A 21,128-nucleotide genomic window follows, 5' to 3' on the forward strand; every position below is an offset into this window, starting at 1 on the left:
ATGATCTCTCCCGCAGAATAAAAATTACGAGATCGATATGCCGAAACCGAATTTTCGTTATACCCATTACGATCTTAAGGAGATCCGTACTGGCACGATTATTGAAGTATCTTTAAACGCAGTCGCAAATGTACGACTGATGACCGCTGGAAATTTTCAAAGATTTACCGAGCTATTAGACTTCAAATATGTCGGTGGTGTCGCTCGAAAATCACCGGTGCGTATGGCAATTCCCGAAACGGGTCATTGGCACGTCATCGTAGACGGTGAAGGCCATCATGGCTTGGCGGAGTCTTCTGTTAAGACGTTGCCGGCTAGCCCCGCCGCTGCGCAGCGCAAGAGCGCCTGAGAAGAGAGTCAACGCGGGTTGCGTTCGCGTCTCAGCTTCGACCACCAATCGAGCCGCTTGCGAATGTCGCGTTCGAAGCCGCGATCCGGCGGATCGTAAAAGGTGGTCCGGCCCATCTTCTCTGGAAAGTAATCCTGGCCTGAGAAGGCATCCGGCTCGTCATGGTCGTAGCGATAGCCATCGCCATAACCTTCGCCCTTCATCAGTTTGGTCGGCGCATTGAGAATATGCTTGGGCGGCAGCAGCGAGCCATTCTCCTTGGCCGCGCGCATGGCGCTCTTGTAAGCTGTGTAGACCGCGTTGGATTTCGGCGCCGTCGCCAGGTAGATACAGGCTTGCGCCAGCGCCAATTCACCTTCCGGCGAACCCAGGTAATCATAAGCGTCTTTGGCCGCATTGCAGATAACCAACGCCTGCGGATCGGCAAGCCCGATATCCTCGACGGCCATACGTACGAGGCGTCTGCCGAGGTACAAAGGATCTTCGCCGGCATCCAGCATCCGCGCCAGATAGTAGAGTGCGGCATCCGGGTCCGAGCCGCGCACCGACTTATGCAATGCCGAGATCAGGTTGTAGTGCCCGTCCTGGCTCTTGTCGTAAACGGGCGCGCGGCGCTGCACGATGCGGGTCAACCCTTCGGTATCGAAGATCTCCCCTTCGCGCGCCGCCCGCCAGACTTCTTCGGCAAGTGTCAGCACGGCGCGGCCGTCACCATCCGCCATGCGAAGCAGTGAGAGCCGCGCATCCTCGTCAAGCGGCAGCGGTTTGGCTTCCGTCTCCTCGGCGCGCTTCAGAAGCTCCAGCAGGCTCTCCTCGTCATGCGGCTTGAAGGTCAGAACGCGCGCACGAGACAGCAAAGCCGCATTAAGTTCGAAGGACGGGTTTTCCGTCGTGGCGCCTACCAAAATGATGGTGCCATCTTCCATCACCGGCAGAAAACTGTCCTGCTGCGCCCGGTTGAAGCGGTGAATTTCGTCGACGAAGAGCAACGTTTGCCGCCCGTTCATCCGCCGTGTCCGCGCGGCTTCGAAGACCTTCTTCAGGTCGGCCACGCCAGAAAAGATCGCTGAAATCTGCTCGAAGGCGAGACCGGCTTCGCCCGAAAGCAGCCTGGCGACCGTCGTCTTGCCGGTGCCAGGCGGTCCCCAGAAGATCATGGAGCCGAGCGAGCCGCTTTCGATCATGCGGCGTAGTACGCCCTCTTCACCCGTCAGATGCGGCTGGCCCGTGACCTGCGCGATCGTCGTTGGGCGCAGCCTGTCCGCAAGAGGCCGCCTGTTGGCGACCTCCGCCGGGATCTGAGGTGCGAAGAGGTCTCCGCTCATCGCAGGAACTGCCGCAGGCGTTGACCATCGCGAATGATCTCCAGACGCCAGAAACCAGGATCGTCATGCAACGCCTCCTGCATCTGAGCGCTGGTGGTGATGTCGGTGCCGTTCAACGATACAATGATGTCCTTCGGCTGGAAGCCTACCCGTGAAGCAGGCGAGCCGCGCGCGACGTCGACGATGACGACACCCGACGGCGTCCCGACCATGCGAAGCTCATCGGCAAGCTTGGGCGAGAGATTGGCAACCGTTGCGCCTGCAAAAGGATTGCGGCCCTCCAACAGACGCTCGTCGCGTGGTGCCGTTTCCGGCGCCGTATCGAGCGCGATGGTCACCGTCTTTTCCTTGCCCTTATCGATCAGCGTGATCTTGGCCGACTTGCCGATACCCGCCGTCGTCAGGCGATAACCCAACGCATCCGGATGCTCGACCTCGATGCTATTTACCGCAGTGACCACCTGGCCGGGCTCGATGCCAGCCTTTTCCGCAGGGCCACCCTTCACCACGCTGACGACGAGCGCACCACGTGCGCGCTTGAGACCCAAGGCCTCTGCGACTTCGGAGGTTACCGGATCGAAGGTCGCGCCAACATAGGGCCGCTGGAAGCTCTTATCGCCCTTTTCGGCCGCGGCCAGGAACACCTTGACCAGGTTCGCCGGAATGGCAAAGCCGATCCCGTTGGAACCACCGCCGCGCGAAAAGATCGCCGTATTGATACCGATCAGTTCGCCGTTCATGTTCATCAGCGCGCCACCGGAGTTACCGGGATTGATCGACGCATCGGTCTGGATGAAGAAACCAAAATCCCCCTGCGTCACCTGATTGCGCGCGAGAGCCGAAACAATGCCGCTCGTCACCGTCTGGCCAACACCGAAAGGATTGCCGATGGCAAGCACCAGATCGCCAACTTCCGTGGCGTCCGAATTGCCGAGCGGCAGGACCGGGAACTGCACCTTGGCATCGATCTGCAGCACAGCGAGATCGACGCGGTCATCCTTCAGCAAGACCTTGGAAGAGAACTCCCGACCATCCGCAAGCGCCACCTTGATATCGTCGGCGCCTTCGATGACGTGGTTGTTGGTGACAACCAGACCGCTTGCAGAAACGATAACGCCGGAGCCCAGCGAGGACTGCTTTTCCGTGCGGTTCGGCAGTTGCTGTCCGAAAAACTGTTCAAAGAACGGATCCCCGGCAAAGGGCGAGGCACGGCGCTGGACGATACGCTCGGCATAGACGTTCACCACGGCACCGGACGTACGCTTGACAAGCGGGGCAAAGGACAGCTGCATCTCGGTGCGGCTGGCGGGAACTGACTTGGCGTCCTGAGCCTGCGCACCGACGGGCGCGAGAAGCAACGCCGCAAGAAAGCCGTGGGCTATGAATTTCAACACGCGCTGCATGTGATTCCTCATCTTCATCAATAGGATGCAGTTATAGCGTCTCAGCCTATAAATCAAAGGGCGGCAATATCATGACGCGCCGCTTTACGAGCAAGCGCTTTACTTTCTGTGGAACTGGTTTCGGTGTCTGAGAATTTATCCGCCAAGATTTGATGGAAAGATGAGACAGAAAAATGCAGTTTCGAAAACACGCTTTGGCTCTGTTTATTGTTTGCGCGTCCTACTCGCATGGTTCGCCTGTCGGCGCCGCGAGCTTTGATTGCAACAAGAGCGATCTCGCTGCGGATGAAAAAGCTATCTGCGAAAACCGCACGCTGAATGACCAGGACGTTAAGATGGCCACCACCTTCGACATCCTGACACAGCTGATGGCCATGGGGGCACGCGATACGCTCAAGACGGAACAGGCCGAGTGGTTGAAGCATCGCCAGACCTGTGAGGCGGATGTCGCCTGCCTGACAAAGGCTTATGACGAGCGCATGGTGAAGCTTGGCGAAGCTTTCCTGAGCATCAACCGTCCCCTCTAAACGGCTGCGATGATGTTCGTCATCAGACCGTGCAGCGCATCCCGGTAACCGGTGCGCGCCGAAGGCGCATCTTCCCGGGATGTCATCACCACAGAGAGTTTCTTTGAGGGAACGATGTAGAGCATCTGCCCACCATAGCCCCAGGCATAGAACACCTTCTCTCCCGCCATCTCCTTGATGAACCAGCAATAGCCGTAACCATCGCCATTGAAGACGGAGTTCGTCCGCTCCGTCCAGGACTGGTCGATCCATGATTGCGACAGGATGCGCTCGCCATCGGACGTGACGCCACCGCGGCGGTACAATTCTCCGAACGCCAACAGCGACCGCGCCGTCATAGCCATCTGATTACCGCCGAGATAGATGCCCTGCGGATCGCGCTCCCAGCTTCCGATCGAAAAGCCGTCGAGCGGTTTGAACCAGTCGCGCGCGAGCGCCAAAGTCGAGCGACCGGACGCCTTTGTCAGGATGGCAGATAGGAGATGCGTGGACGCCGTGGAATAGAGCATCCCGCCGCCAGGCTCTCCATCAAAGCCGGAACCAAGGGCGGCTCGCACCCAGTTGCGGCTCGCAACCCACCGACCGTAATTCGGGCCGGACATGCGTGTGAGACCGGACTGCATGGAAAGCAGGTTACCGATCGTAACCCGTTCAAGCCGTGCATCCGGGTTTGGCGGGAAGTCTGTCCTCAGCACCGAGGCGATCGGCTGATCAGCGCCCTCCAGAATCTCGCGGTCGATCGCCATGCCAATGAGGGCAGAGACAATAGACTTGGAGGCCGACTTGATATTGCTCGATCCGTTGAGCGAGGCGCCATTATGGGCGCGCGAGGCGACCTCGTCTCCATCGACGCTGACGATCACTGACTTCAGCGTCTGCAGGGAATCCGCCTTTTCCAAGATCGGATCGAAGGTGTTGCCCGCGCTTGAGGACTGCGCGCGAACCGCGGTAGCGAAAGGAATAGAAGCAAGAATTGCGAGTGCTGTGCGACGTTTCATATTTGTCTAGGTAAGCTTTCCCGCCACCAAAAGAAGCAGCATCACCACCTTGTGACTCCCTGGGCTTCGGTCTTGCAAAGGATTCTGAAAACAACGCCTTCTGGTCATCTCCTGAATCAAAACCTCAACAGCTTGATTCAGTTTTTGAAGAAGTGAGGCGTCTATTCTTCGTAGATCATCTTGCGCGTCATACCGCCGTCGAGCACCAGCACCTGACCGGTCATGAAGCCGGCGCCTGCAAGATAGAGCACGCCTTCTGCGATATCCTTCGGCCGACCGACGCGACCGACCGGGTGCTGCGCATTATCCTTGCTTCGCAGATCGGTTTCGTCTGTGACCCATCCCGGCGCAATCGCATTGATGCGTATCTTCGGCCCTAGACTGACCGCCAATGCATGGGTCAGCGCGACGAGACCACCTTTGGAGGCTGCATAAGCCTCTGTTTCAGGCTCCGACATGAAGGCGCGTGTCGACACCATATTGACGATGCTGGTGCCCTCGCCCATCAAAGGCACTGCAGACCGCGTCATCAAGAAGGCTCCCGTCAGATGGCTGTCAGTGACCTTGCGCCAGTCGGCAAGCGAGAGCTCATGGATTGGTCCATTCGTGGGGCTTGCGATGCCAGCATTGTTGACGAGAAGCTCAAGCCCCTTCCAACCAAGTTGGTCGAAGGCGGCAAGGACAGAGGTTTCATTGCCTACGTCGCACAAAATATGGCGCGCCTTCGTCTTGGTTTCCTTGACGTCGAAAGACGCAACCGTCCAGCCGTCACCTAACAGAGCCTCGATAATCCCCGTCCCGATCAAACCAGCGCCGCCGGTCACAATTGCCCGTTTCATGATAATCTTCCTCGCATTTGGTCGGGCAACGTTTGCAGTTGGCGGGATGTTCCGATGGTGATGCGAGGGTTGCGTCAAAGGACGGCTTGCGCATCATGGGTTCCATGGAAAAGGCGACCCGAGATCCTGCCGTGCTGACAACGAAACGACTGTTTCTTCGACCTCTCAAAATCGTCGATGCGCCCAGGCTTGCGCGGCTCACTAACGATCCACTCGTCACAAACAACCTTCTCAAGACCGAAATGCCTTTTACCGTGAACGACGCCCGCGCGTTGATCTTACGAGCGCGAAAAAAGAGGAGCCCGGTCTGGGCTATCGATAATGGACAACTCATCGGCGTCATCGGCATTGCTGGTGAGTTTGGATACTGGCTCGCTCGCAGCGCTTGGGGCAGAGGTTACGCCTACGAGGCCGCGCGTGTCGTCATCGATTACGCGTTCGAGCGCTTGAACATCGACGCGCTCCATGCCAGCCCGATCGCAGACAACAGGGCATCTCGTCACCTATTGAAGAAGCTCGGGTTTCAAGAGGACGGCACCACAAGAGCCACCTGTCTAGAGCGAGGCAACGTGGTAGCCCTTATCCGTTACAGGCTTGATCGCCGGACTTGGCAGGAAGCTTAGTTTCTCGCCAACCTCAAGGTGCGCAGCGTGACCTGCAACTTGATTCGATCTCGCAAGGAAGCCTCTCAACAGGTTGGAGAACATGAAAAAACGCCCGTCTCCGGGCGTTTCCCAATTTAAGCTGTGTTCATGCAGAAACCCTGAGCAAACCTACTCCGGCAGAATGCGAACAGCACCCTTGTCCGCGCTGGATGCAAACGCGGCATAGGCCTTGAGCGCAGTCGTCACGTTACGCTTGCGGAGCTCTGCCGGCTTCCAGCCCAGCTGGTCCTGCTCCGCACGACGCGCTGCCAGTTCAGCATCCGAAACCTTGAGGTTGATCGTGCGGTTGGGAATGTCGATCTCGATCGGATCGCCCTGCCGCACCAGACCGATCGCGCCGCCCTGCGCCGCTTCCGGAGACGCATGGCCGATCGAAAGGCCAGACGTGCCGCCCGAGAAACGACCGTCGGTGATCAAGGCGCAGGCTTTGCCCAGACCCTTGGATTTCAGATAGCTGGTAGGGTAGAGCATTTCCTGCATGCCAGGGCCGCCCTTCGGGCCTTCATAGCGAATGACGACGACGTCTCCGGCCTTCACCTCGTTGGAGAGAATGCCCTTGACCGCAGCGTCCTGGCTTTCATAGACGACAGCGCTGCCGTTGAACTTCAAGATGCTTTCGTCCACGCCAGCGGTCTTCACGATGCAACCGTCAAGCGCGATGTTGCCATAGAGGACGGCAAGGCCGCCGTCCTTGGAGAACGGCTTCTCCACCGAGCGGATGACACCGTTTTCGCTGTCGGTATCAAGATCGTCCCAACGCGACGACTGGCTGAAGGCAACCTGGGTTGGCACGCCGCCGGGTGCTGCCTTGAAGAATTCGCGAACGGTCTCGGAATTGGTGCGGGTGATATCCCAACGATCGATAGCGTCGCCGAGCGTGGGTTCGTGAACAGTCGGGCAATCGCGATTGATAAGACCGCCGCGATCCAACTCACCCAGGATACGCATGATGCCGCCAGCACGGTGAACATCTTCCATATGCACGTCCTGCTTGGCAGGCGCGACCTTGGAGAGGCAGGGAACCTTGCGCGACAGCCGGTCGATATCCTCCATCGTGAACTCAATACCGCCTTCATGGGCTGCAGCCAGAATGTGCAGAACCGTGTTGGTAGAACCACCCATGGCGATATCAAGCGACATGGCGTTCTCGAACGCCGCCTTGGAGGCGATCGTGCGCGGCAGAACACTCTCGTCATCCTGCTCGTAGTAGCGACGTGCCAGATCGACGATCAGGTGACCGGCTTCGACGAAAAGACGCTTTCGATCGGAGTGGGTCGCGAGCGTCGAACCGTTGCCGGGCAGAGAAAGACCAAGCGCCTCGGTCAGACAGTTCATCGAATTGGCGGTGAACATGCCCGAACACGAGCCGCAGGTCGGGCAAGCAGAGCGCTCGATGATCTTGACGTCTTCGTCGGAAACCTTGTCGTCAGCCGCCGCGACCATCGCATCGACCAGATCGAGCGCAACGGTCTTGCCATGCAGAACGACCTTACCGGCTTCCATGGGGCCACCGGAAACAAACACGGCGGGAATGTTGAGGCGCATAGCGGCATTCAGCATTCCGGGCGTGATCTTGTCGCAGTTGGAAATGCAGACCATGGCATCAGCGCAATGCGCATTGACCATATACTCGACCGAGTCCGCAATGATTTCGCGCGACGGCAGCGAGTAAAGCATGCCATCGTGGCCCATGGCGATGCCGTCATCCACTGCGATCGTATTGAACTCCTTGGCAACACCGCCAGCCGCCTCGATCTCGCGTGCGACAAGCTGGCCAAGATCCTTCAGGTGCACGTGGCCAGGCACGAACTGCGTGAACGAGTTGACCACCGCAATGATCGGCTTGCCGAAGTCGCCATCCTTCATGCCGGTGGCGCGCCATAGGCCACGCGCACCCGCCATGTTACGGCCATGGGTTGTCGTTCTGGAGCGATAGACAGGCATCTTGTTATTCCTCGGTTCTCTCAAACTCGCGGGCTTCTCCTCCGAACGCATTGGCGCGTCCTGCCCGCTTAAAATCTGACGCGTCTTCTACTCCATTCGTAAAGTCATGTCACTGTCACCTTACGGCAAAACAGTACGGTGCGGTACGGTACGATGCGGATTCCTTGTTTGAGAGATGCTTTGATCTGGAGGGCGATTCACAGCTTGAAGCGAATCGATCCTGCCCGTAGCATTGTCTCTAGGCACCCCAAAGCCTCCCCCCTCCGATGGGAAAGCATCTGACTTGCAGGGTAACTATTACCGTCGAACCGCCTGTTCGAGCATCGCATAAGGAGGGATTGCGCATCAGCTCGCAAGGAGGTTTTGATGAAATTGTCTGCGCCTATCTTCAAGTTAAAACATCGCGCAAAGATCGCCGCACGCGAGCGGCAGGTAACGCTCAGCGAAATGCTCGACCTCGTTGCTAATGAGGAGGGCTTTCAGAGTTGGAGCGCACTCTCCTCCCATATGAGGCAGCTACCACTTTCCCAAAAAATACTGACTATGCTCGACCAAGGTGACTTGCTGCTACTGGCCGGCCTTCGTGGAGAGGGCAAAACAGTTCTGGGATTACAACTTCTGACGGAGGCAGCACGGGCGGGCAGACGAGCTGCTTTTTTCACGCTGGAATATACGTCCGAACAGGCACTCGTACATCTGCGCGCTCTCAATAAGGAAACATTGCCGATTGGTGCTATCGATATCTACACATCTGATGACATAAGCGCTGACTACATCATCGAGAATCTCTCCGCCGCCAAGCCCGGAACGGTTGCAATCATCGACTATCTTCAAATTCTAGACCAGCAGCGTGTCAAACCAAGTCTTGACCAGCAGATCAGTCAACTCTCCAAATTTGCCAAAGAAACCGGGACGATCATTGGCTTCATCTCTCAGGTCGACCGGAGGTTCGACGCTTTAGGAAAGAGTATCCCCGATCTATCCGACATTCGTTTGCCTAATCTGGTCGATCTGCGCCTCTTCGACAAAGCGTGCTTCCTCCACCAAGGTGCAGCCAAGCTTAGAAATATCGCTTAAGTCCAACTTGCCACATTGAAGCCATGGACGGTCCAGCGTTGGCGGTCCATTTTAAAGCTTTCACTTTCGCGCGATTGAGTGAACCGACGCCTGTTGTTTGCCGTAAATCGGGATCATATCATACAGACCTGCCTCATCGCGCACATGCCGTGCAGCACCTGTTCCTCAGGAGATCTCAATGCCCGTCTATCGCCCTCCCCGTATCGCCTCCAGCGAAATCACGCCGCGCGATGTCTACCTCTCCAGACGTGGCTTTCTCGGTACGGCAGCCGGGCTTGCAGCCATTGGGCTCACAGGGCGAGACGCGATTGCAGCACCGCTGACGGCGAAGCCCGGAGCCTACAAGCTGGATGAACAACTGACGCCTCTCGATGCCGTCACCAGCTACAACAACTTCTATGAATTCGGCGTTGGCAAATCCGATCCGAAGGAAAACTCAGGCAAGTTCAAGCCAACGCCCTGGACCGTGAAGGTCGATGGCTTGGTCGGCAAGCCGAAGGAATTCGGACTTGAGGAGTTGATGAAGTTCGATCTCGAGGAACGGCCTTACCGCATGCGTTGCGTCGAAGGCTGGTCGATGGCAATCCCGTGGATCGGCTTTCCCCTGGCAAGTCTTCTTGACAAGGTGGAGCCGCTAGGCAGCGCAAAGTTCGTCTCATTCGAAACCGTCGTTCGTCCCGATGAAATGCCGGGACAGAGCGGCCTCTTTCAGCCGCTCAACTGGCCCTATGTCGAAGGTCTGCGCCTCGACGAGGCCCGCCATCCACTCACAATCCTCGCTGTCGGTCTCTATGGCGAAACCCTGCCCAACCAGAACGGCGCGCCGATCCGCCTCGTTGTCCCGTGGAAATATGGCTTCAAGGGCATCAAGTCGATAGTTCGCATTTCGCTGGTAGAAAAGCAGCCCGAAACCACTTGGAAGAACTCGAACGCACGCGAATACGGTTTCTATTCCAACGTCAATCCCAACGTCGATCACCCACGCTGGAGCCAAGCCACCGAGCAGCGTATCGGTGAAGGTGGCTTCTTTAGCGTCAAGAACCGACCGACCCTGATGTTCAACGGTTATGAAGACGTTGCGAGCCTTTATACCGGCATGGATCTGAAGGCGAATTACTGACATGGCATTCGCCTTGCCCTTCCCTTCACTCCCCAAGCGGTACCAACCAGCTGCCATCTGGGCGCTGTACATCCTCGGTCTCTGTCCCGGCCTTTGGTACTTTTACCTTGCCGCAACAGGTGGCTTGGGCTTCAACCCGGTCAAGGATTTCGAGCACTTGCTTGGCATCTGGGCTCTGCGCTTCCTCTGCCTCGGGCTGCTGGTAACGCCACTGCGCGATCTGTTCAACATCAACCTGATTGCTTACCGCCGCGCCCTCGGCCTTTTGGCCTTCTATTATGTGCTGGCGCATTTCGCCGTTTATTTGACACTCGACCGCGGTTTGGTCTTCAGCTCCATCATCGGCGATATTCTGAAGCGACCCTACATCATGTTTGGCATGGCGGGATTGGCGATGCTTCTGCCGCTTGCGCTTACCTCGAACCGCTGGTCGATCCGCAAGCTCGGCTCGCGTTGGAACACGCTGCACAAGCTCGCCTACCCTGTGCTCGCCGTTGCCGTTTTGCATTTCGTTCTGGCGCGCAAGAGCCTGACTCTCGAGCCGGCTTTCTATATCATCCTCACGATCCTGCTCCTCGGCTATCGTCTGATCCGGCCAACCATCATGGCGCGGCGCAGAGCCCGCAGAGCCGCTACCGCCCCGCGAACTGCCGCGTGATCGCGGCAGCCATGCCGATACCTGCAAAATAGCAAACGATGTTCCACGGTGAGAACACGCGACCGAGCAGCAACGTGCCGGTCGCCGTGTCGCGGAATGCATCCAGCGCCGGGAAATGCAACAATCGCAACAACTCCACAACGACAGCGAAGCAGCACGTGACGGAGATGATGAAAAGCTGCGTCCTGCGGTTCACGAATAGCAGTGCCGCCAGGAGATAGACCATCGCGCCCCACAACACCGAACCGCCATATTTGACGATGAGGAATGGCAGTCCGATCGTGTATCCGTAACGCCGCAGCGCCAATCCCGCTAGAATAACGAAGATAAGGCCTGACAGGATCAGCACCCGGGATGCATGAAATTTGCCGTTATCGATCATCATCATTCTGCCTTACGTCGATTCCCTTACCCCTTGCACGTAGCTGGTACAGGAGCATACACTTTGGTATCCGATGCAATGTTTCCGGCAACCCGTCTGTCATTCCTGGATCATTATCTTTGCGAGGCGCGGCCCTGGGGAAGCTTGAGCGGCATCAGGCGCTTTGTCGTTGAATTTCTGTACTTCGGCATCAAGAACGCCCGAGCCTGCCTGTTTGCCGGGCTTTTCTTCCTTTCCATCTTTCTGGTGCCCCGTGCCGGCCTGTTCGGCCTGCCGCGCTACGACGTTCTCCTCGTCATTGCGTTGGCGATCCAGATCTTCATGATCTGGAGCAAGCTCGAGACGCTTGATGAGGCGAAAGCGATCTTCCTGTTTCATATCGTCGGCTTCGCATTGGAATTGTTCAAGACGTCCAGCGCCGTCCAGTCGTGGTCCTACCAAGACTTTGCCTATAGCAAGGTCTTCGGTGTGCCCTTGTTCTCCGGCTTCATGTATGCAGCAGTCGGCAGCTACATCATTCAAGCTTGGCGATTGTTCGATCTCAGAATCCGCCATCATCCGCCATACTGGATGGCAACGCTGATAGCAGTTGCGATCTACGCCAACTTTTTTACACATCACTACATAGGCGACTATCGCTGGTACATAGCCGCATGCGTTCTCGGCCTCTATGCCCGCACGACGGTGACCTACCGCCCCTATGATCGTGATCGAGAGATGCCGCTGCTCCTTTCCTTTATCCTCATCGGCTTCTTTGTCTGGCTGGCAGAAAATATCTCAACCTTCTTTGCTATCTGGAGCTATCCCAACCAGCTCGGCGCATGGTCCGCAGTAAGCCTCGGTAAATGGAGTTCATGGTCTCTGCTCGTCATCATGACATTCACGATCGTCTGCCATCTCAAGCACATCAAACATCGGATATTCATCCCGGAGTAGAAACCGCTCTGGATCACATCTAAAGATATGGTTTCGCTCCCAAAAATCGTACGAGAAACCACAATTTACAGCCGCCCCGAGGAGGCTTATCTTAAATATTCTGTCTGGTGACAGTCGCCGACATGACGTCGTGAAGATCTGCGTGATGACCACGAAACGTTCTGCCTCTCTTGAAAGGAACCGGCGTTGCGTATTGGTATCTTCGTTCTTCTGGCAAGCCTCTCCGCCTCCCCGGCTCTCGCCGCATCGACCGTCAAACCTGGCCCATCCAAGACGGACTACATGTTCCAGTGCGGAGCAACCTTCATCATCAACGCCCAAGCATTGAAAGACGGCCCCAAGTCCGCCAAGGCGAGAGCGCAAGCCAAACATTACGAAGGCAAGTTCAACAAACTTGCTGCGATGGCGGAAGCCTCTTTCGAAGAGAACAGAATGGCGAAGTCGGAAGCCCGGACCTATCTGCAAAAGCATGTCGACACCATGTCCGCGATTTTCGCCAAAGACCCCGACTCGATGAAACGCTTCGTTACACTTTGCGATGCCCAGTTTCCCGACGCGCAATAGGCAGGTCAAAACATAACGTAGACCGGCGCCGGAAAATCTCGCAGTAGCGTGAATGCCGCATAACGAACGTGCTTTAGGGGACGATCCAGCCGATTGCTCTCAACCAAAAGCCCGCCCTCTCCTACAGGCGCGACGCGGGAGCAGAGAACTGCGTACCTACCACCGCATTGAGTGAGACTCGCAAACCATGTGCGGCCGATCCCAAGCTTATCTGACCGCCACGCTCAGGGCCATCTTTCGCAGCCAGCAGCAAAACAGGATCAACGATTTGTTCCCTCGGCAGTTTACCCTCGGGGACCGAGTGCAACGGATAGCTGTTACATCACTCAGCTATTGCTAGTCAAAAAAATCGATGCAAAGTCATTGGGTGAATACATTCCGTCATCAATGGTCACAGCCGTTTCGTAATAAGTACTTAAATGGACGACTTAATCTACGACCCGATCGGCTTAGAACTTATCGCGGAGATGACGCCGGCTAGCTTTCGCGAGTGGAATATTTAAATGCTGGGTGGGCGGCTTGAAGGCCTACCTCAGAGTCTCATCGATGGAGTGAATGATCCGGAGGCTCAACTTGCCCCATTGTTAGCCGAGATGGTTCTGGGAGACCAACTGTGGCGATGCCGCAAATGGCAGGAACCACTTATTGGACACGAAGGAATCGCGCTTGTTCGCCAGATGCGGCCGATAATTTATATTCGTATCTGGAATTACTGACTGCCAATGCAGTGCCATTGTGACAAGTGAAGGCGAAGAGCGTATCACCATAATCCCGTCCCGGTGTGGTAATAGAGCCGCCGCTTACCAACGAAAAAAGCCGGGTGATCGATCACCCGGCTTCTGACTCTATTTGCTTAAGCGGAACGCTTATGCAGCTTCGGCAGCAGCCGTCTCGGCAGCAACGCGAGCCTTGTCGGCTGCGCCCTTGGCGTCAACGTCGCGCTCAACGAATTCAACAACAGCCATAGCTGCGTTGTCGCCCTGACGGAAGCCAGCCTTCATGATGCGGATGTAGCCACCGTTACGGTTTGCGTAACGAGCTGCAATCGCGTCGAAGAGCTTACGGACGGCGTCCTGGTCCTTGATCTGCGAGATGGCCTGACGACGAGCGTGCAGGTCGCCGCGCTTGCCGAGCGTGACAAGCTTTTCCACGATCGGGCGAATTTCCTTCGCCTTCGGCAGAGTGGTGACGATCTGCTCATGGGTGATGAGCGAAGCAGCCATGTTGGCAAACATTGCCTTGCGGTGGCTGGCGGTTCTATTGAGCTTGCGGCCTGAATTTCCGTGGCGCATTGCTATTCTCCTTTAGTGCAGGTTCCCTATCCGGTCCTGCCGTTTCCTGGCACATGCAGACGACTGGTCTGCTGTTTGACGGGGAAAGGCAGTCTTTGAGGGCCTGCCTTTTCTTTGTTAGTACTGGTCTTCGTAACGCTTAGCGAGATCTTCGATGTTCTCTGGCGGCCATGCAGGCACTTCCATGCCCAGATGCAGACCCATGGAAGCGAGAACTTCCTTGATTTCGTTGAGCGACTTGCGACCAAAGTTCGGCGTGCGAAGCATTTCGGCTTCGGTCTTCTGGATCAGGTCGCCGATGTAGACGATGTTGTCGTTCTTCAGGCAGTTTGCCGAACGAACCGACAGCTCGAGCTCGTCGACCTTCTTGAGAAGTGCCGGGTTGAACGCCAGTTCCGTAACCGATTCTTCTTCTGCTTCCTTCTGCGGCTCGTCGAAGTTGACGAAAACGCCGAGCTGGTCCTGAAGAATACGAGCGGCAAAGGCAACGGCGTCTTCGCCGGAAACCGAACCGTTGGTCTCGATCGTCATGATCAGCTTGTCATAGTCCAGAACCTGGCCTTCACGGGTGTTTTCCACCTTGTAGGACACTTTCTTGACCGGGGAATAAAGGCTGTCCACAGGGATGAGGCCGATTGGGGCATCTTCCGCGCGGTTACGCTCTGCAGGCACATAGCCCTTGCCGTTGTTGACAGTGAATTCCATGCGGATTTCAGCGCCATCGTCGAGCGTGCAGATAACATGGTCAGGGTTCAGGATCTCGATGTCGCCAACCGTCTGGATATCGCCAGCGGTCACGGCACCAGGTCCCTGCTTGCGCACGACCATGCGCTTGGAATCATCGCCGTCCATCTTGATGGCGATTTCCTTGATGTTGAGCACGATATCCGTCACATCTTCCCGAACGCCGGGGATGGAGGAGAACTCGTGCAGGACGCCGTCGATCTGCACGGCAGTCACAGCGGCGCCACGCAGAGACGACAGGAGGACGCGACGAAGCGCGTTGCCGAGCGTCAGACCGAAACCACGTTCCAGCGGCTCGGCAACAAGCGTTGCCTTGGTCCGGCTGGAGGACGTGAATTCGACCTTGTTCGGCTTGATCAGTTCCTGCCAATTCTTTTGAATCATCTTTAAACCTTCCGTTCGCCGCCACCATCCAATCGTGGCGGACCGAGCATGATCACCGAGAGGAACCGCAAGGTTCATCGGAGGGTTTCAAGCGTAAGCACACCGGCCACGCCGGCAACCACACGCCGATTACGCGAAAGTTCCGCCAGACCGAAGGAAAGGCGGAACCTCAGACAGAACGCGTTAGACGCGGCGCTTCTTGCGCGGGCGGCAACCGTTGTGCGGGATCGGCGTCACGTCGCGGATGGAAGTGATGAGGAAACCAGCAGCCTGCAGAGCGCGAAGTGCGGATTCACGGCCGGAACCCGGACCACAAACCTCGACCTCAAGCGACTTCATGCCGTGTTCCTGAGCCTTCTTGGCGCAATCTTCAGCAGCGATCTGAGCAGCGAACGGGGTCGACTTACGCGAACCCTTGAAGCCCTTTGCACCAGCAGACGACCAGGCAATCGCATTGCCCTGCGCGTCGGTAATGGTGATCATCGTGTTGTTGAAGGTCGAGTTGACGTGCGCTACACCCGACGTGATATTTTTGCGTTCGCGACGGCGTACGCGTGCGGCTTCCTTGGCCATGGTAGTCCTTTCATTGATCTCTTCACCGCCGTAACACCAGCGGCTACACCGACGCACCACCCGCTTGCGAGCATTGCGCCAAACTCAGAAAGGCTGGCGCGGTTCGCACCAGCCTCCTCTTCCGTATAACCGGAAAATTACTTCTTCTTACCCGCGATCGCCTTCGCCGGACCCTTACGGGTGCGAGCGTTGGTGTGCGTGCGCTGACCGCGGACCGGAAGGCCACGGCGGTGGCGCAGGCCACGGTAGCAACCAAGGTCCATGAGGCGCTTGATGTTCATCGCAGTTTCGCGACGAAGATCACCTTCGACCTGATAGTCGCGGTCGATGGTTTCGCGGATCTGAAGGACTTCAGCGTCCGTCAGCTGATGAACGCGCTTGTCGGCCGAGAGACCAACCTTGTCCATGATTTCCTGCGCGAATTTCGGACCGATCCCGTGAATGTAGGTCAAAGCGATAACAACGCGCTTAGCCGTCGGGATGTTGACGCCAGCGATACGTGCCACGTCTATTCTCCTTGCGTTCCAGTTGCCATCCGGCAAGTGGTGCTTCCATTTGAGCGGCACGATGCTGCCGCCAGTTCAAATTCCTGTTCGTCACAAGTCAAAACGACCGAACCCGGACTTTCCCTCCCTAAAGGAAAATCCGCGCCAGTCGCTTGGGTTGTCGCGAGTTGGCGCGGTGTTTAACGGAATCGGTTCAAAAAAGCAACCGGCCCCGCCAAGATTCTTTAGATCCGTGCAGCAGAGGCCGCCGGGCTGTTGTCCTTTTCCAAGGCGCCAGCGATTGCGGCAGTCACCGCATCCACATCGGCCATGCCGTCCAGCACAACGAGTTCGCCCTGCTCACGGTAATACTCCGAAAGCGGCGCGGTCTTCTCGCGATATTCGGAGAGACGTTTGCGGAAGGATTCCGGATTGTCGTCCGAACGAACGGTTCCGCCAGCCGCAATCGTTTCAGCCACACGATTTTCGATTCGGCGCACGAGCGCCTCCTCGTCAACCTTCAGCTCGATGACCGCATCCAGCTGAATATTCTTCTGCTGGAGGTTCTCGCTCAGCGCCTTGGCCTGCGGCACGGTACGCGGATAGCCATCGAGAATGAAGCCGTTCGCACAGTCAGCCTGCTCGATCCGCTCGGATACGATCTGGTTGACGATATCGTCCGACACGAGACCACCGGCATCCATCACCGCCTTGGCGCGCTTACCGATGTCCGTTCCAGCAGTCACAGCCGCACGCAGCATATCGCCGGTGGAAAGCTGCGGAATGCCGTACTTGTCCGTCAAACGCTTGGCTTGTGTTCCCTTGCCTGCACCTGGCGGTCCCAAAAATATCAGTCTCATCGTCCCCTCTTTCCTCCACGCAGTTTCGATTTCTTGATCAGCCCCTCATATTGCTGGGCAATCAGGTGGCCCTGGATTTGCGCAACAGTATCCAGAGTTACACTGACTACGATCAAAAGCGAAGTACCACCAAGGGCTAACGGTATGCCGGTACGGGCAATAAGTGTCTCAGGAAGGATACAGACGAACACAAGATAAATCGCGCCGATCACTGTGATACGTGTCAGCACGTAGTCGATGTACTCTGCGGTGCGCTCGCCGGGGCGAATGCCGGGAATGAAGCCGCCGTGCTTCTTCAGATTGTCGGCCGTGTCCTTCGGATTGAACACGATCGCCGTGTAGAAGAAGGCAAAGAATGCAATCAGCATACCGTAGAACAGCATGAAGAGCGGCTGGCCGTGCTGGAGAGACGCGATGATTGTCGTCGCCCAGGACGGCAGGTTCGTGCTGTTGGTGAAGCCAGCGGCCGTTGCCGGCAGAAGCAGGAGCGAGGACGCGAAGATCGCCGGGATAACACCGGCCGTGTTGAGCTTCAGCGGCAGATGCGAGGTGTCGCCCTGGAACATGCGGTTGCCAACCTGACGCTTCGGATACTGGATCAGCAGACGACGCTGTGCACGTTCGACGAAGACGATCAGTGCGATCACCAGGATGGCGACGATGACCACGGTGAGAATGAGCGTCGTGGACAGCGCACCGGTGCGACCAAGCTCGAGCGTACCAGCCAAAGCCTTCGGCAGGCCAGCTGCAATACCCGCAAAGATGATCAGCGAAATACCGTTACCGATACCGCGAGAGGTGATCTGCTCGCCGAGCCACATCAGGAACATCGTGCCGCCAAGAAGCGTCAGGACGGTAGACACGCGGAAGAACAAGCCAGGATCGACAACGAGGCCCGCACCACTTTCTAGACCAACAGCGATGCCGTAAGCCTGCAGCGTACCAAGCAGCACCGTACCGTAGCGCGTGTACTGATTGATGATCTTGCGGCCTGCTTCGCCTTCCTTCTTCAACGCTTCGAGCGACGGCACGACTGAGGTCATCAGCTGCACGATGATCGAAGCGGAGATGTAAGGCATGATGCCGAGAGCGAAGATCGCCATGCGCTCGACAGCGCCACCCGCAAACATGTTGAAGAGGCCGAGAATGCCGTTCGCCTGACCACGGAATGCCTGGGCATAGGCTTCCGGGTTCAGACCGGGAAGCGGAATATGCGTGCCGAGACGATAGACGAGAAGTGCGGCAAGGGTAAACCAGAGGCGCTTTTTCAGATCTTCAGCCTTGGCGAAGGTCGAAAAATTCAGGTTTGAGGCCAGTTGTTCCGCTGCTGAAGCCATAAAATTCTCCGCATGACCCTGTCCAGCAGCACGGTGAACGGCGTCTCCGGCAGGGTCCATAAAGATACTGGTTCAAAAACCGGGCTTCGGACGGAAAGCGGCTATTACGCCGCAATCATGCCTCACCCTTGTTTTCGTATGTCCTATCCCCTCCCCTAAAGGAGTTCAAGAACTGTGAGGCACTCACTTGCGCTGCAAGCTGCGGCATTTTGAGCGCGAGACATGCAGGGTCGCAATGAGTCGCTGCGCACTTCCGTCAAATCGATTAGATTTTCAAAGACTTACGTAGCGTAAAGAGAAACGCCCGGGGCAAAACACCCCGGGCGTTCAAAGATCATATATTACTCGGAAGCTTCCGGTGCAACAACGAGAAGCTTGATGGAGCCACCAGCCTTCTCGATTTTTTCAAGCGCAGGCTTGGAGGCGCCGGCCACTTCGAAAGCAACCTTTGCCGTCAGCTCGCCATCGGCCAGGATGCGCACGCCGTCCTTCGGACGACGGATAACGCCAGCAGCCTTGAGAGCGGCAGCATCAACCGTTGCCTTGGCGTCGAGCTTGCCAGCATCGATAGCAGCCTGAACGCGGCCGAGAGAAACGGTCACGTATTCGGAAGCGAAGATGTTGTTGAAGCCGCGCTTCGGCAGACGACGGTAGATTGGCATCTGACCGCCTTCGAAGCCGTTGATGGCAACGCCCGAACGAGCCTTCTGACCCTTGACGCCGCGACCACCGGTCTTGCCCTTGCCGGAGCCGATACCGCGACCTACGCGGATGCGGTCCTTGGTGGCGCCTTCGTTGTCTCTGATTTCATTGAGTTTCATGATAGGTTCCTCCGTCTCACTTCTCGTCTACGACGCGAACGAGATGCTGGACCGCACGAATCATGCCACGAACAGAAGGCGTATCTTCCAGCGTGCGCTGACGGTGCATCTTGTTAAGACCCAGGCCGATCAGCGTCTGACGCTGGATCTCCGGGCGGCGATTTGGGCTGCCGATCTGTTCGACCGTGACAGTCTTCTTGGCTTCAGTTGTAGTCTTGGCCATGATCCAGATCCTTACTCTTCAGAAGCGACGCCGGATGCGACGCGACGTGCCTGAAGGGTTGCATACTTCAGACCGCGCTGAGCAGCGATGTCCTTCGGATGAACCTGATGCTTCAGAGCGTCAAACGTTGCACGAACCATGTTGTACGGGTTCGAAGAGCCCGTGGACTTGGCAACAACGTCGTGAACGCCGAGCGTTTCGAAAACGGCGCGCATTGGACCGCCGGCGATGATACCGGTACCAGCCTTGGCGGAACGCAGCAGAACCTTGCCGGCGCCGTGGCGGCCGTTAACGTCGTGGTGCAGCGTGCGGCCATCGCGCAGCGGAACGAAGATCAGATCGCGCTTGGCAGCTTCAGTTGCCTTGCGGATTGCTTCCGGAACTTCACGAGCCTTGCCGTGACCAAAGCCAACGCGGCCCTTCTGGTCGCCAACAACAACGAGAGCGGCGAAGCCGAAACGACGGCCACCCTTAACAACCTTAGCAACGCGGTTGATCGCGACCAGCTTGTCGACGAATTCGCTATCGCGTTCTTCGCGGTTCTGGCGATCGTCGCGAGAACCTCTTTTTTCCTGTGCCATTGTCCTTTTCCTTTTTCTTTTCCGGTATCGAACGGCAAACGAAAGTAGGCCCTCCGGCTCCATTGCTGAAGTCCGGTTGGCCCGGTGAAAATCCACCCGGAGCGACGTACGCCCGGGTGGATAAAGTCTTAGAAGTTCAGACCGCCTTCGCGTGCAGCCTCTGCCAGGGCCTTGACGCGGCCGTGATAGATGAATGCACCACGGTCGAATACGACATCCTTGACGCCAGCCTTGCCAGCGCGCTCGGCAACCAGCTTGCCAACGACGGCAGCTGCCGCAACGTCAGCGCCGGTCTTAAGCGACGAGCGCAGATCGGCTTCGAGCGTGGAGGCAGACGCGAGCGTCTTGCCTGCAACATCATCGATGATCTGAGCGTAGATGTTCTTCGACGAGCGATGAACCGACAGGCGCGGGCGACCGTTAGCAACCGCCTTGAGCTGGCGGCGTACACGGTTCGCACGACGTGCAAGTGCTTCTTTCCTGCTAGCCATTTCGCGAGTTCCTTACTTCTTCTTGCCTTCTTTGCGGACGATCCGTTCTTCAGCGTACTTGACGCCTTTGCCCTTGTAGGGCTCGGGACCACGGTATTCGCGGATTTCCGCGGCAACCTGACCGACCTGCTGCTTATTGATGCCGGAAACGATGATTTCCGTCGGCTTCGGCACGGCGATGGTGATGCCCTGCGGCGGCTCGTAGACCACGTCGTGCGAGAAACCGAGAGCCAGCTGCAGGTTCTTGCCCTGCATGGCGGCACGGTAACCGACGCCGTTGATTTCGAGCTTGCGCTCATAGCCATCCTTAACACCCTTGAAGATGTTCTCGATCATCGTGCGGGACATGCCCCACTTCGAACGAGCTTCCTTGGTGTTGTTGGACGGCTGTACCGAAACGCCGTTGTCTTCCAGCTTGAGCTGGATATCGTCATTTGCGACGAAGAACAGTTCGCCCTTCGGACCCTTGGCAGTAATCTTCTGGCCTTCAACGTTGGCCGTCACACCTGCGGGAACCTGAACGGGCTTTTTACCGATACGAGACATATTT

General features: G+C 57.1%; 25 protein-coding genes. 8 read left to right on the forward strand and 17 right to left on the reverse strand.

What is annotated here, in order from left to right:
• Nucleotides 1–37: 37 nt before the first annotated feature.
• Nucleotides 38–349: a DUF1883 domain-containing protein gene (locus WKI41_RS19915; protein ID WP_340195206.1), complete on the forward strand. Its 312-nt coding sequence runs from the start codon at nt 38–40 to the stop codon at nt 347–349.
• 8 nt (nt 350–357) lie between these two features.
• Here WKI41_RS19915 and WKI41_RS19920 read toward each other — a convergent pair whose 3' ends face one another.
• Together WKI41_RS19920 and WKI41_RS19925 are read right to left on the reverse strand one after the other, a co-directional pair.
• A complete protein-coding gene (locus tag WKI41_RS19920) occupies nt 358–1,674 on the reverse strand; it encodes a replication-associated recombination protein A (protein ID WP_340195207.1) in 1,317 nt (438 codons plus the stop codon).
• Nucleotides 1,671–3,077, reverse strand: a complete 1,407-nt coding sequence (locus WKI41_RS19925; RefSeq protein WP_340195208.1) for a DegQ family serine endoprotease — start codon at nt 3,075–3,077, stop codon at nt 1,671–1,673. The genes WKI41_RS19920 and WKI41_RS19925 overlap by 4 nt, the downstream gene beginning before the upstream one ends.
• Before the next feature lie 173 nt (nt 3,078–3,250).
• Between WKI41_RS19925 and WKI41_RS19930 the strand changes: the two genes are divergently transcribed.
• Complete coding sequence (locus WKI41_RS19930) at nt 3,251–3,604, forward strand: hypothetical protein (protein WP_340195209.1); 354 nt, start codon at nt 3,251–3,253, stop codon at nt 3,602–3,604.
• Here the strand turns inward: WKI41_RS19930 and WKI41_RS19935 are convergent.
• Together WKI41_RS19935 and WKI41_RS19940 are read right to left on the reverse strand one after the other, a co-directional pair.
• A complete protein-coding gene (locus WKI41_RS19935; protein WP_340195210.1) occupies nt 3,601–4,602 on the reverse strand; it encodes a serine hydrolase domain-containing protein in 1,002 nt (333 codons plus the stop codon). The two genes, WKI41_RS19930 and WKI41_RS19935, sit on opposite strands and share 4 nt — an antisense overlap.
• 161 nt (nt 4,603–4,763) lie before the next feature.
• Nucleotides 4,764–5,441, reverse strand: coding sequence for an SDR family NAD(P)-dependent oxidoreductase (locus WKI41_RS19940; RefSeq protein WP_340195211.1), 678 nt, complete (start codon nt 5,439–5,441; stop codon nt 4,764–4,766).
• A gap of 95 nt (nt 5,442–5,536) precedes the next feature.
• On the opposite strand from WKI41_RS19940, the gene WKI41_RS19945 reads away from it, so the two are divergent.
• Nucleotides 5,537–6,064, forward strand: coding sequence for a GNAT family N-acetyltransferase (locus WKI41_RS19945; protein ID WP_340195212.1), 528 nt, complete (start codon nt 5,537–5,539; stop codon nt 6,062–6,064).
• Nucleotides 6,065–6,214: 150 nt separating this feature from the next.
• On the opposite strand, the gene ilvD is transcribed toward WKI41_RS19945, so the two are convergent.
• Nucleotides 6,215–8,050: a dihydroxy-acid dehydratase gene (gene ilvD, locus WKI41_RS19950; RefSeq protein ID WP_340195213.1), complete on the reverse strand. Its 1,836-nt coding sequence runs from the start codon at nt 8,048–8,050 to the stop codon at nt 6,215–6,217.
• 366 nt (nt 8,051–8,416) lie between these two features.
• Between ilvD and WKI41_RS19955 the strand changes: the two genes are divergently transcribed.
• The 3 genes from WKI41_RS19955 to msrQ all read left to right on the forward strand — a co-directional run bounded on the left by WKI41_RS19955 (nt 8,417) and on the right by msrQ (nt 10,905).
• Nucleotides 8,417–9,127, forward strand: a complete 711-nt coding sequence (locus tag WKI41_RS19955; RefSeq protein WP_340195214.1) for a DNA helicase — start codon at nt 8,417–8,419, stop codon at nt 9,125–9,127.
• A gap of 178 nt (nt 9,128–9,305) precedes the next feature.
• Nucleotides 9,306–10,247 carry a protein-methionine-sulfoxide reductase catalytic subunit MsrP gene (gene msrP, locus WKI41_RS19960; RefSeq protein WP_340195215.1) on the forward strand — a complete coding sequence of 314 codons (942 nt, stop codon included), beginning with the start codon at nt 9,306–9,308 and terminating at the stop codon, nt 10,245–10,247.
• A 1-nt stretch (nt 10,248) separates the two neighbouring features.
• Nucleotides 10,249–10,905 (forward strand): protein-methionine-sulfoxide reductase heme-binding subunit MsrQ, encoded by a 657-nt coding sequence (gene msrQ, locus WKI41_RS19965; protein ID WP_340195216.1) that lies wholly within the window; start codon nt 10,249–10,251, stop codon nt 10,903–10,905.
• On the opposite strand, the gene WKI41_RS19970 is transcribed toward msrQ, so the two are convergent.
• Nucleotides 10,880–11,293, reverse strand: a complete 414-nt coding sequence (locus WKI41_RS19970; protein ID WP_340195217.1) for a DUF2809 domain-containing protein — start codon at nt 11,291–11,293, stop codon at nt 10,880–10,882. The two genes, msrQ and WKI41_RS19970, sit on opposite strands and share 26 nt — an antisense overlap.
• A 72-nt stretch (nt 11,294–11,365) precedes the next feature.
• Here WKI41_RS19970 and WKI41_RS19975 point away from each other — a divergent pair, with 72 nt between their 5' ends.
• Nucleotides 11,366–12,223 (forward strand): DUF817 domain-containing protein, encoded by an 858-nt coding sequence (locus WKI41_RS19975; RefSeq protein WP_340195495.1) that lies wholly within the window; start codon nt 11,366–11,368, stop codon nt 12,221–12,223.
• Between the two features lie 186 nt (nt 12,224–12,409).
• Complete coding sequence (locus WKI41_RS19980) at nt 12,410–12,787, forward strand: hypothetical protein (protein WP_340195218.1); 378 nt, start codon at nt 12,410–12,412, stop codon at nt 12,785–12,787.
• Nucleotides 12,788–13,653: 866 nt separating this feature from the next.
• On the opposite strand, the gene rplQ is transcribed toward WKI41_RS19980, so the two are convergent.
• The 11 genes from rplQ to rplF form a co-directional block, all read right to left on the reverse strand.
• Nucleotides 13,654–14,079, reverse strand: coding sequence for a 50S ribosomal protein L17 (rplQ, locus tag WKI41_RS19985; protein WP_062427518.1), 426 nt, complete (start codon nt 14,077–14,079; stop codon nt 13,654–13,656).
• A 117-nt stretch (nt 14,080–14,196) separates the two neighbouring features.
• Nucleotides 14,197–15,207 carry a DNA-directed RNA polymerase subunit alpha gene (locus WKI41_RS19990; protein WP_003495228.1) on the reverse strand — a complete coding sequence of 337 codons (1,011 nt, stop codon included), beginning with the start codon at nt 15,205–15,207 and terminating at the stop codon, nt 14,197–14,199.
• A gap of 183 nt (nt 15,208–15,390) precedes the next feature.
• Nucleotides 15,391–15,780 carry a 30S ribosomal protein S11 gene (rpsK, locus tag WKI41_RS19995; protein ID WP_062427519.1) on the reverse strand — a complete coding sequence of 130 codons (390 nt, stop codon included), beginning with the start codon at nt 15,778–15,780 and terminating at the stop codon, nt 15,391–15,393.
• 137 nt (nt 15,781–15,917) lie between these two features.
• Nucleotides 15,918–16,286, reverse strand: coding sequence for a 30S ribosomal protein S13 (rpsM, locus tag WKI41_RS20000; protein ID WP_113327213.1), 369 nt, complete (start codon nt 16,284–16,286; stop codon nt 15,918–15,920).
• A gap of 224 nt (nt 16,287–16,510) precedes the next feature.
• Nucleotides 16,511–17,125 (reverse strand): adenylate kinase, encoded by a 615-nt coding sequence (locus tag WKI41_RS20005; RefSeq protein ID WP_113327214.1) that lies wholly within the window; start codon nt 17,123–17,125, stop codon nt 16,511–16,513.
• Entirely contained in the window at nt 17,122–18,462 is a 1,341-nt protein-coding gene (gene secY / locus WKI41_RS20010) for a preprotein translocase subunit SecY (protein ID WP_340195219.1), read from the reverse strand. Before secY ends, WKI41_RS20005 begins: the two co-directional genes overlap by 4 nt.
• 341 nt (nt 18,463–18,803) lie before the next feature.
• Nucleotides 18,804–19,283, reverse strand: coding sequence for a 50S ribosomal protein L15 (gene rplO / locus WKI41_RS20015; protein WP_306933230.1), 480 nt, complete (start codon nt 19,281–19,283; stop codon nt 18,804–18,806).
• 16 nt (nt 19,284–19,299) lie between these two features.
• Nucleotides 19,300–19,506 carry a 50S ribosomal protein L30 gene (gene rpmD, locus WKI41_RS20020; RefSeq protein WP_296038469.1) on the reverse strand — a complete coding sequence of 69 codons (207 nt, stop codon included), beginning with the start codon at nt 19,504–19,506 and terminating at the stop codon, nt 19,300–19,302.
• Between the two features lie 11 nt (nt 19,507–19,517).
• Nucleotides 19,518–20,087, reverse strand: a complete 570-nt coding sequence (rpsE, locus tag WKI41_RS20025) for a 30S ribosomal protein S5 (RefSeq protein WP_027677412.1) — start codon at nt 20,085–20,087, stop codon at nt 19,518–19,520.
• A 128-nt stretch (nt 20,088–20,215) separates the two neighbouring features.
• Nucleotides 20,216–20,578 (reverse strand): 50S ribosomal protein L18, encoded by a 363-nt coding sequence (gene rplR / locus WKI41_RS20030; protein ID WP_340195220.1) that lies wholly within the window; start codon nt 20,576–20,578, stop codon nt 20,216–20,218.
• A gap of 12 nt (nt 20,579–20,590) precedes the next feature.
• Nucleotides 20,591–21,124, reverse strand: coding sequence for a 50S ribosomal protein L6 (gene rplF, locus WKI41_RS20035; RefSeq protein WP_062427527.1), 534 nt, complete (start codon nt 21,122–21,124; stop codon nt 20,591–20,593).
• Nucleotides 21,125–21,128: the final 4 nt, after the last annotated feature.

Origin of the sequence: Agrobacterium larrymoorei (genome assembly GCF_037722385.1) — a bacterium.
In the GTDB taxonomy this organism is placed as follows: domain Bacteria; phylum Pseudomonadota; class Alphaproteobacteria; order Rhizobiales; family Rhizobiaceae; genus Agrobacterium; species Agrobacterium larrymoorei_C.

Bases quoted from the DNA above. Each gene is read 5' to 3' on its own strand.
- WKI41_RS19940 (WP_340195211.1), bottom strand. From the start codon at position 5,441: ATGAAACGGGCAATTGTGACCGGCGGCGCTGGTTTGATCGGGACGGGG.
- WKI41_RS19970 (WP_340195217.1), bottom strand. From the start codon at position 11,293: ATGATGATGATCGATAACGGCAAATTTCATGCATCCCGGGTGCTGATC.
- WKI41_RS19925 (WP_340195208.1), bottom strand. From the start codon at position 3,077: ATGCAGCGCGTGTTGAAATTCATAGCCCACGGCTTTCTTGCGGCGTTG.
- WKI41_RS19915 (WP_340195206.1), top strand. From the start codon at position 38: ATGCCGAAACCGAATTTTCGTTATACCCATTACGATCTTAAGGAGATC.
- WKI41_RS19955 (WP_340195214.1), top strand. From the start codon at position 8,417: ATGAAATTGTCTGCGCCTATCTTCAAGTTAAAACATCGCGCAAAGATC.
- msrQ (WP_340195216.1), top strand. From the start codon at position 10,249: ATGGCATTCGCCTTGCCCTTCCCTTCACTCCCCAAGCGGTACCAACCA.
- rpmD (WP_296038469.1), bottom strand. From the start codon at position 19,506: ATGGCCAAGACTACAACTGAAGCCAAGAAGACTGTCACGGTCGAACAG.
- WKI41_RS19975 (WP_340195495.1), top strand. From the start codon at position 11,366: ATGTTTCCGGCAACCCGTCTGTCATTCCTGGATCATTATCTTTGCGAG.
- WKI41_RS19920 (WP_340195207.1), bottom strand. From the start codon at position 1,674: ATGAGCGGAGACCTCTTCGCACCTCAGATCCCGGCGGAGGTCGCCAAC.
- ilvD (WP_340195213.1), bottom strand. From the start codon at position 8,050: ATGCCTGTCTATCGCTCCAGAACGACAACCCATGGCCGTAACATGGCG.
- WKI41_RS19990 (WP_003495228.1), bottom strand. From the start codon at position 15,207: ATGATTCAAAAGAATTGGCAGGAACTGATCAAGCCGAACAAGGTCGAA.
- secY (WP_340195219.1), bottom strand. From the start codon at position 18,462: ATGGCTTCAGCAGCGGAACAACTGGCCTCAAACCTGAATTTTTCGACC.
- WKI41_RS19935 (WP_340195210.1), bottom strand. From the start codon at position 4,602: ATGAAACGTCGCACAGCACTCGCAATTCTTGCTTCTATTCCTTTCGCT.
- msrP (WP_340195215.1), top strand. From the start codon at position 9,306: ATGCCCGTCTATCGCCCTCCCCGTATCGCCTCCAGCGAAATCACGCCG.
- WKI41_RS19930 (WP_340195209.1), top strand. From the start codon at position 3,251: ATGCAGTTTCGAAAACACGCTTTGGCTCTGTTTATTGTTTGCGCGTCC.
- WKI41_RS20005 (WP_113327214.1), bottom strand. From the start codon at position 17,125: ATGAGACTGATATTTTTGGGACCGCCAGGTGCAGGCAAGGGAACACAA.
- WKI41_RS19945 (WP_340195212.1), top strand. From the start codon at position 5,537: ATGGGTTCCATGGAAAAGGCGACCCGAGATCCTGCCGTGCTGACAACG.
- rplO (WP_306933230.1), bottom strand. From the start codon at position 19,283: ATGAAACTCAATGAAATCAGAGACAACGAAGGCGCCACCAAGGACCGC.
- rplR (WP_340195220.1), bottom strand. From the start codon at position 20,578: ATGGCTAGCAGGAAAGAAGCACTTGCACGTCGTGCGAACCGTGTACGC.
- rpsK (WP_062427519.1), bottom strand. From the start codon at position 15,780: ATGGCCAAGGAAGCCGCACGCGTACGCCGTCGCGAACGCAAAAATATC.
- rplQ (WP_062427518.1), bottom strand. From the start codon at position 14,079: ATGCGCCACGGAAATTCAGGCCGCAAGCTCAATAGAACCGCCAGCCAC.
- rplF (WP_062427527.1), bottom strand. From the start codon at position 21,124: ATGTCTCGTATCGGTAAAAAGCCCGTTCAGGTTCCCGCAGGTGTGACG.
- rpsE (WP_027677412.1), bottom strand. From the start codon at position 20,087: ATGGCACAGGAAAAAAGAGGTTCTCGCGACGATCGCCAGAACCGCGAA.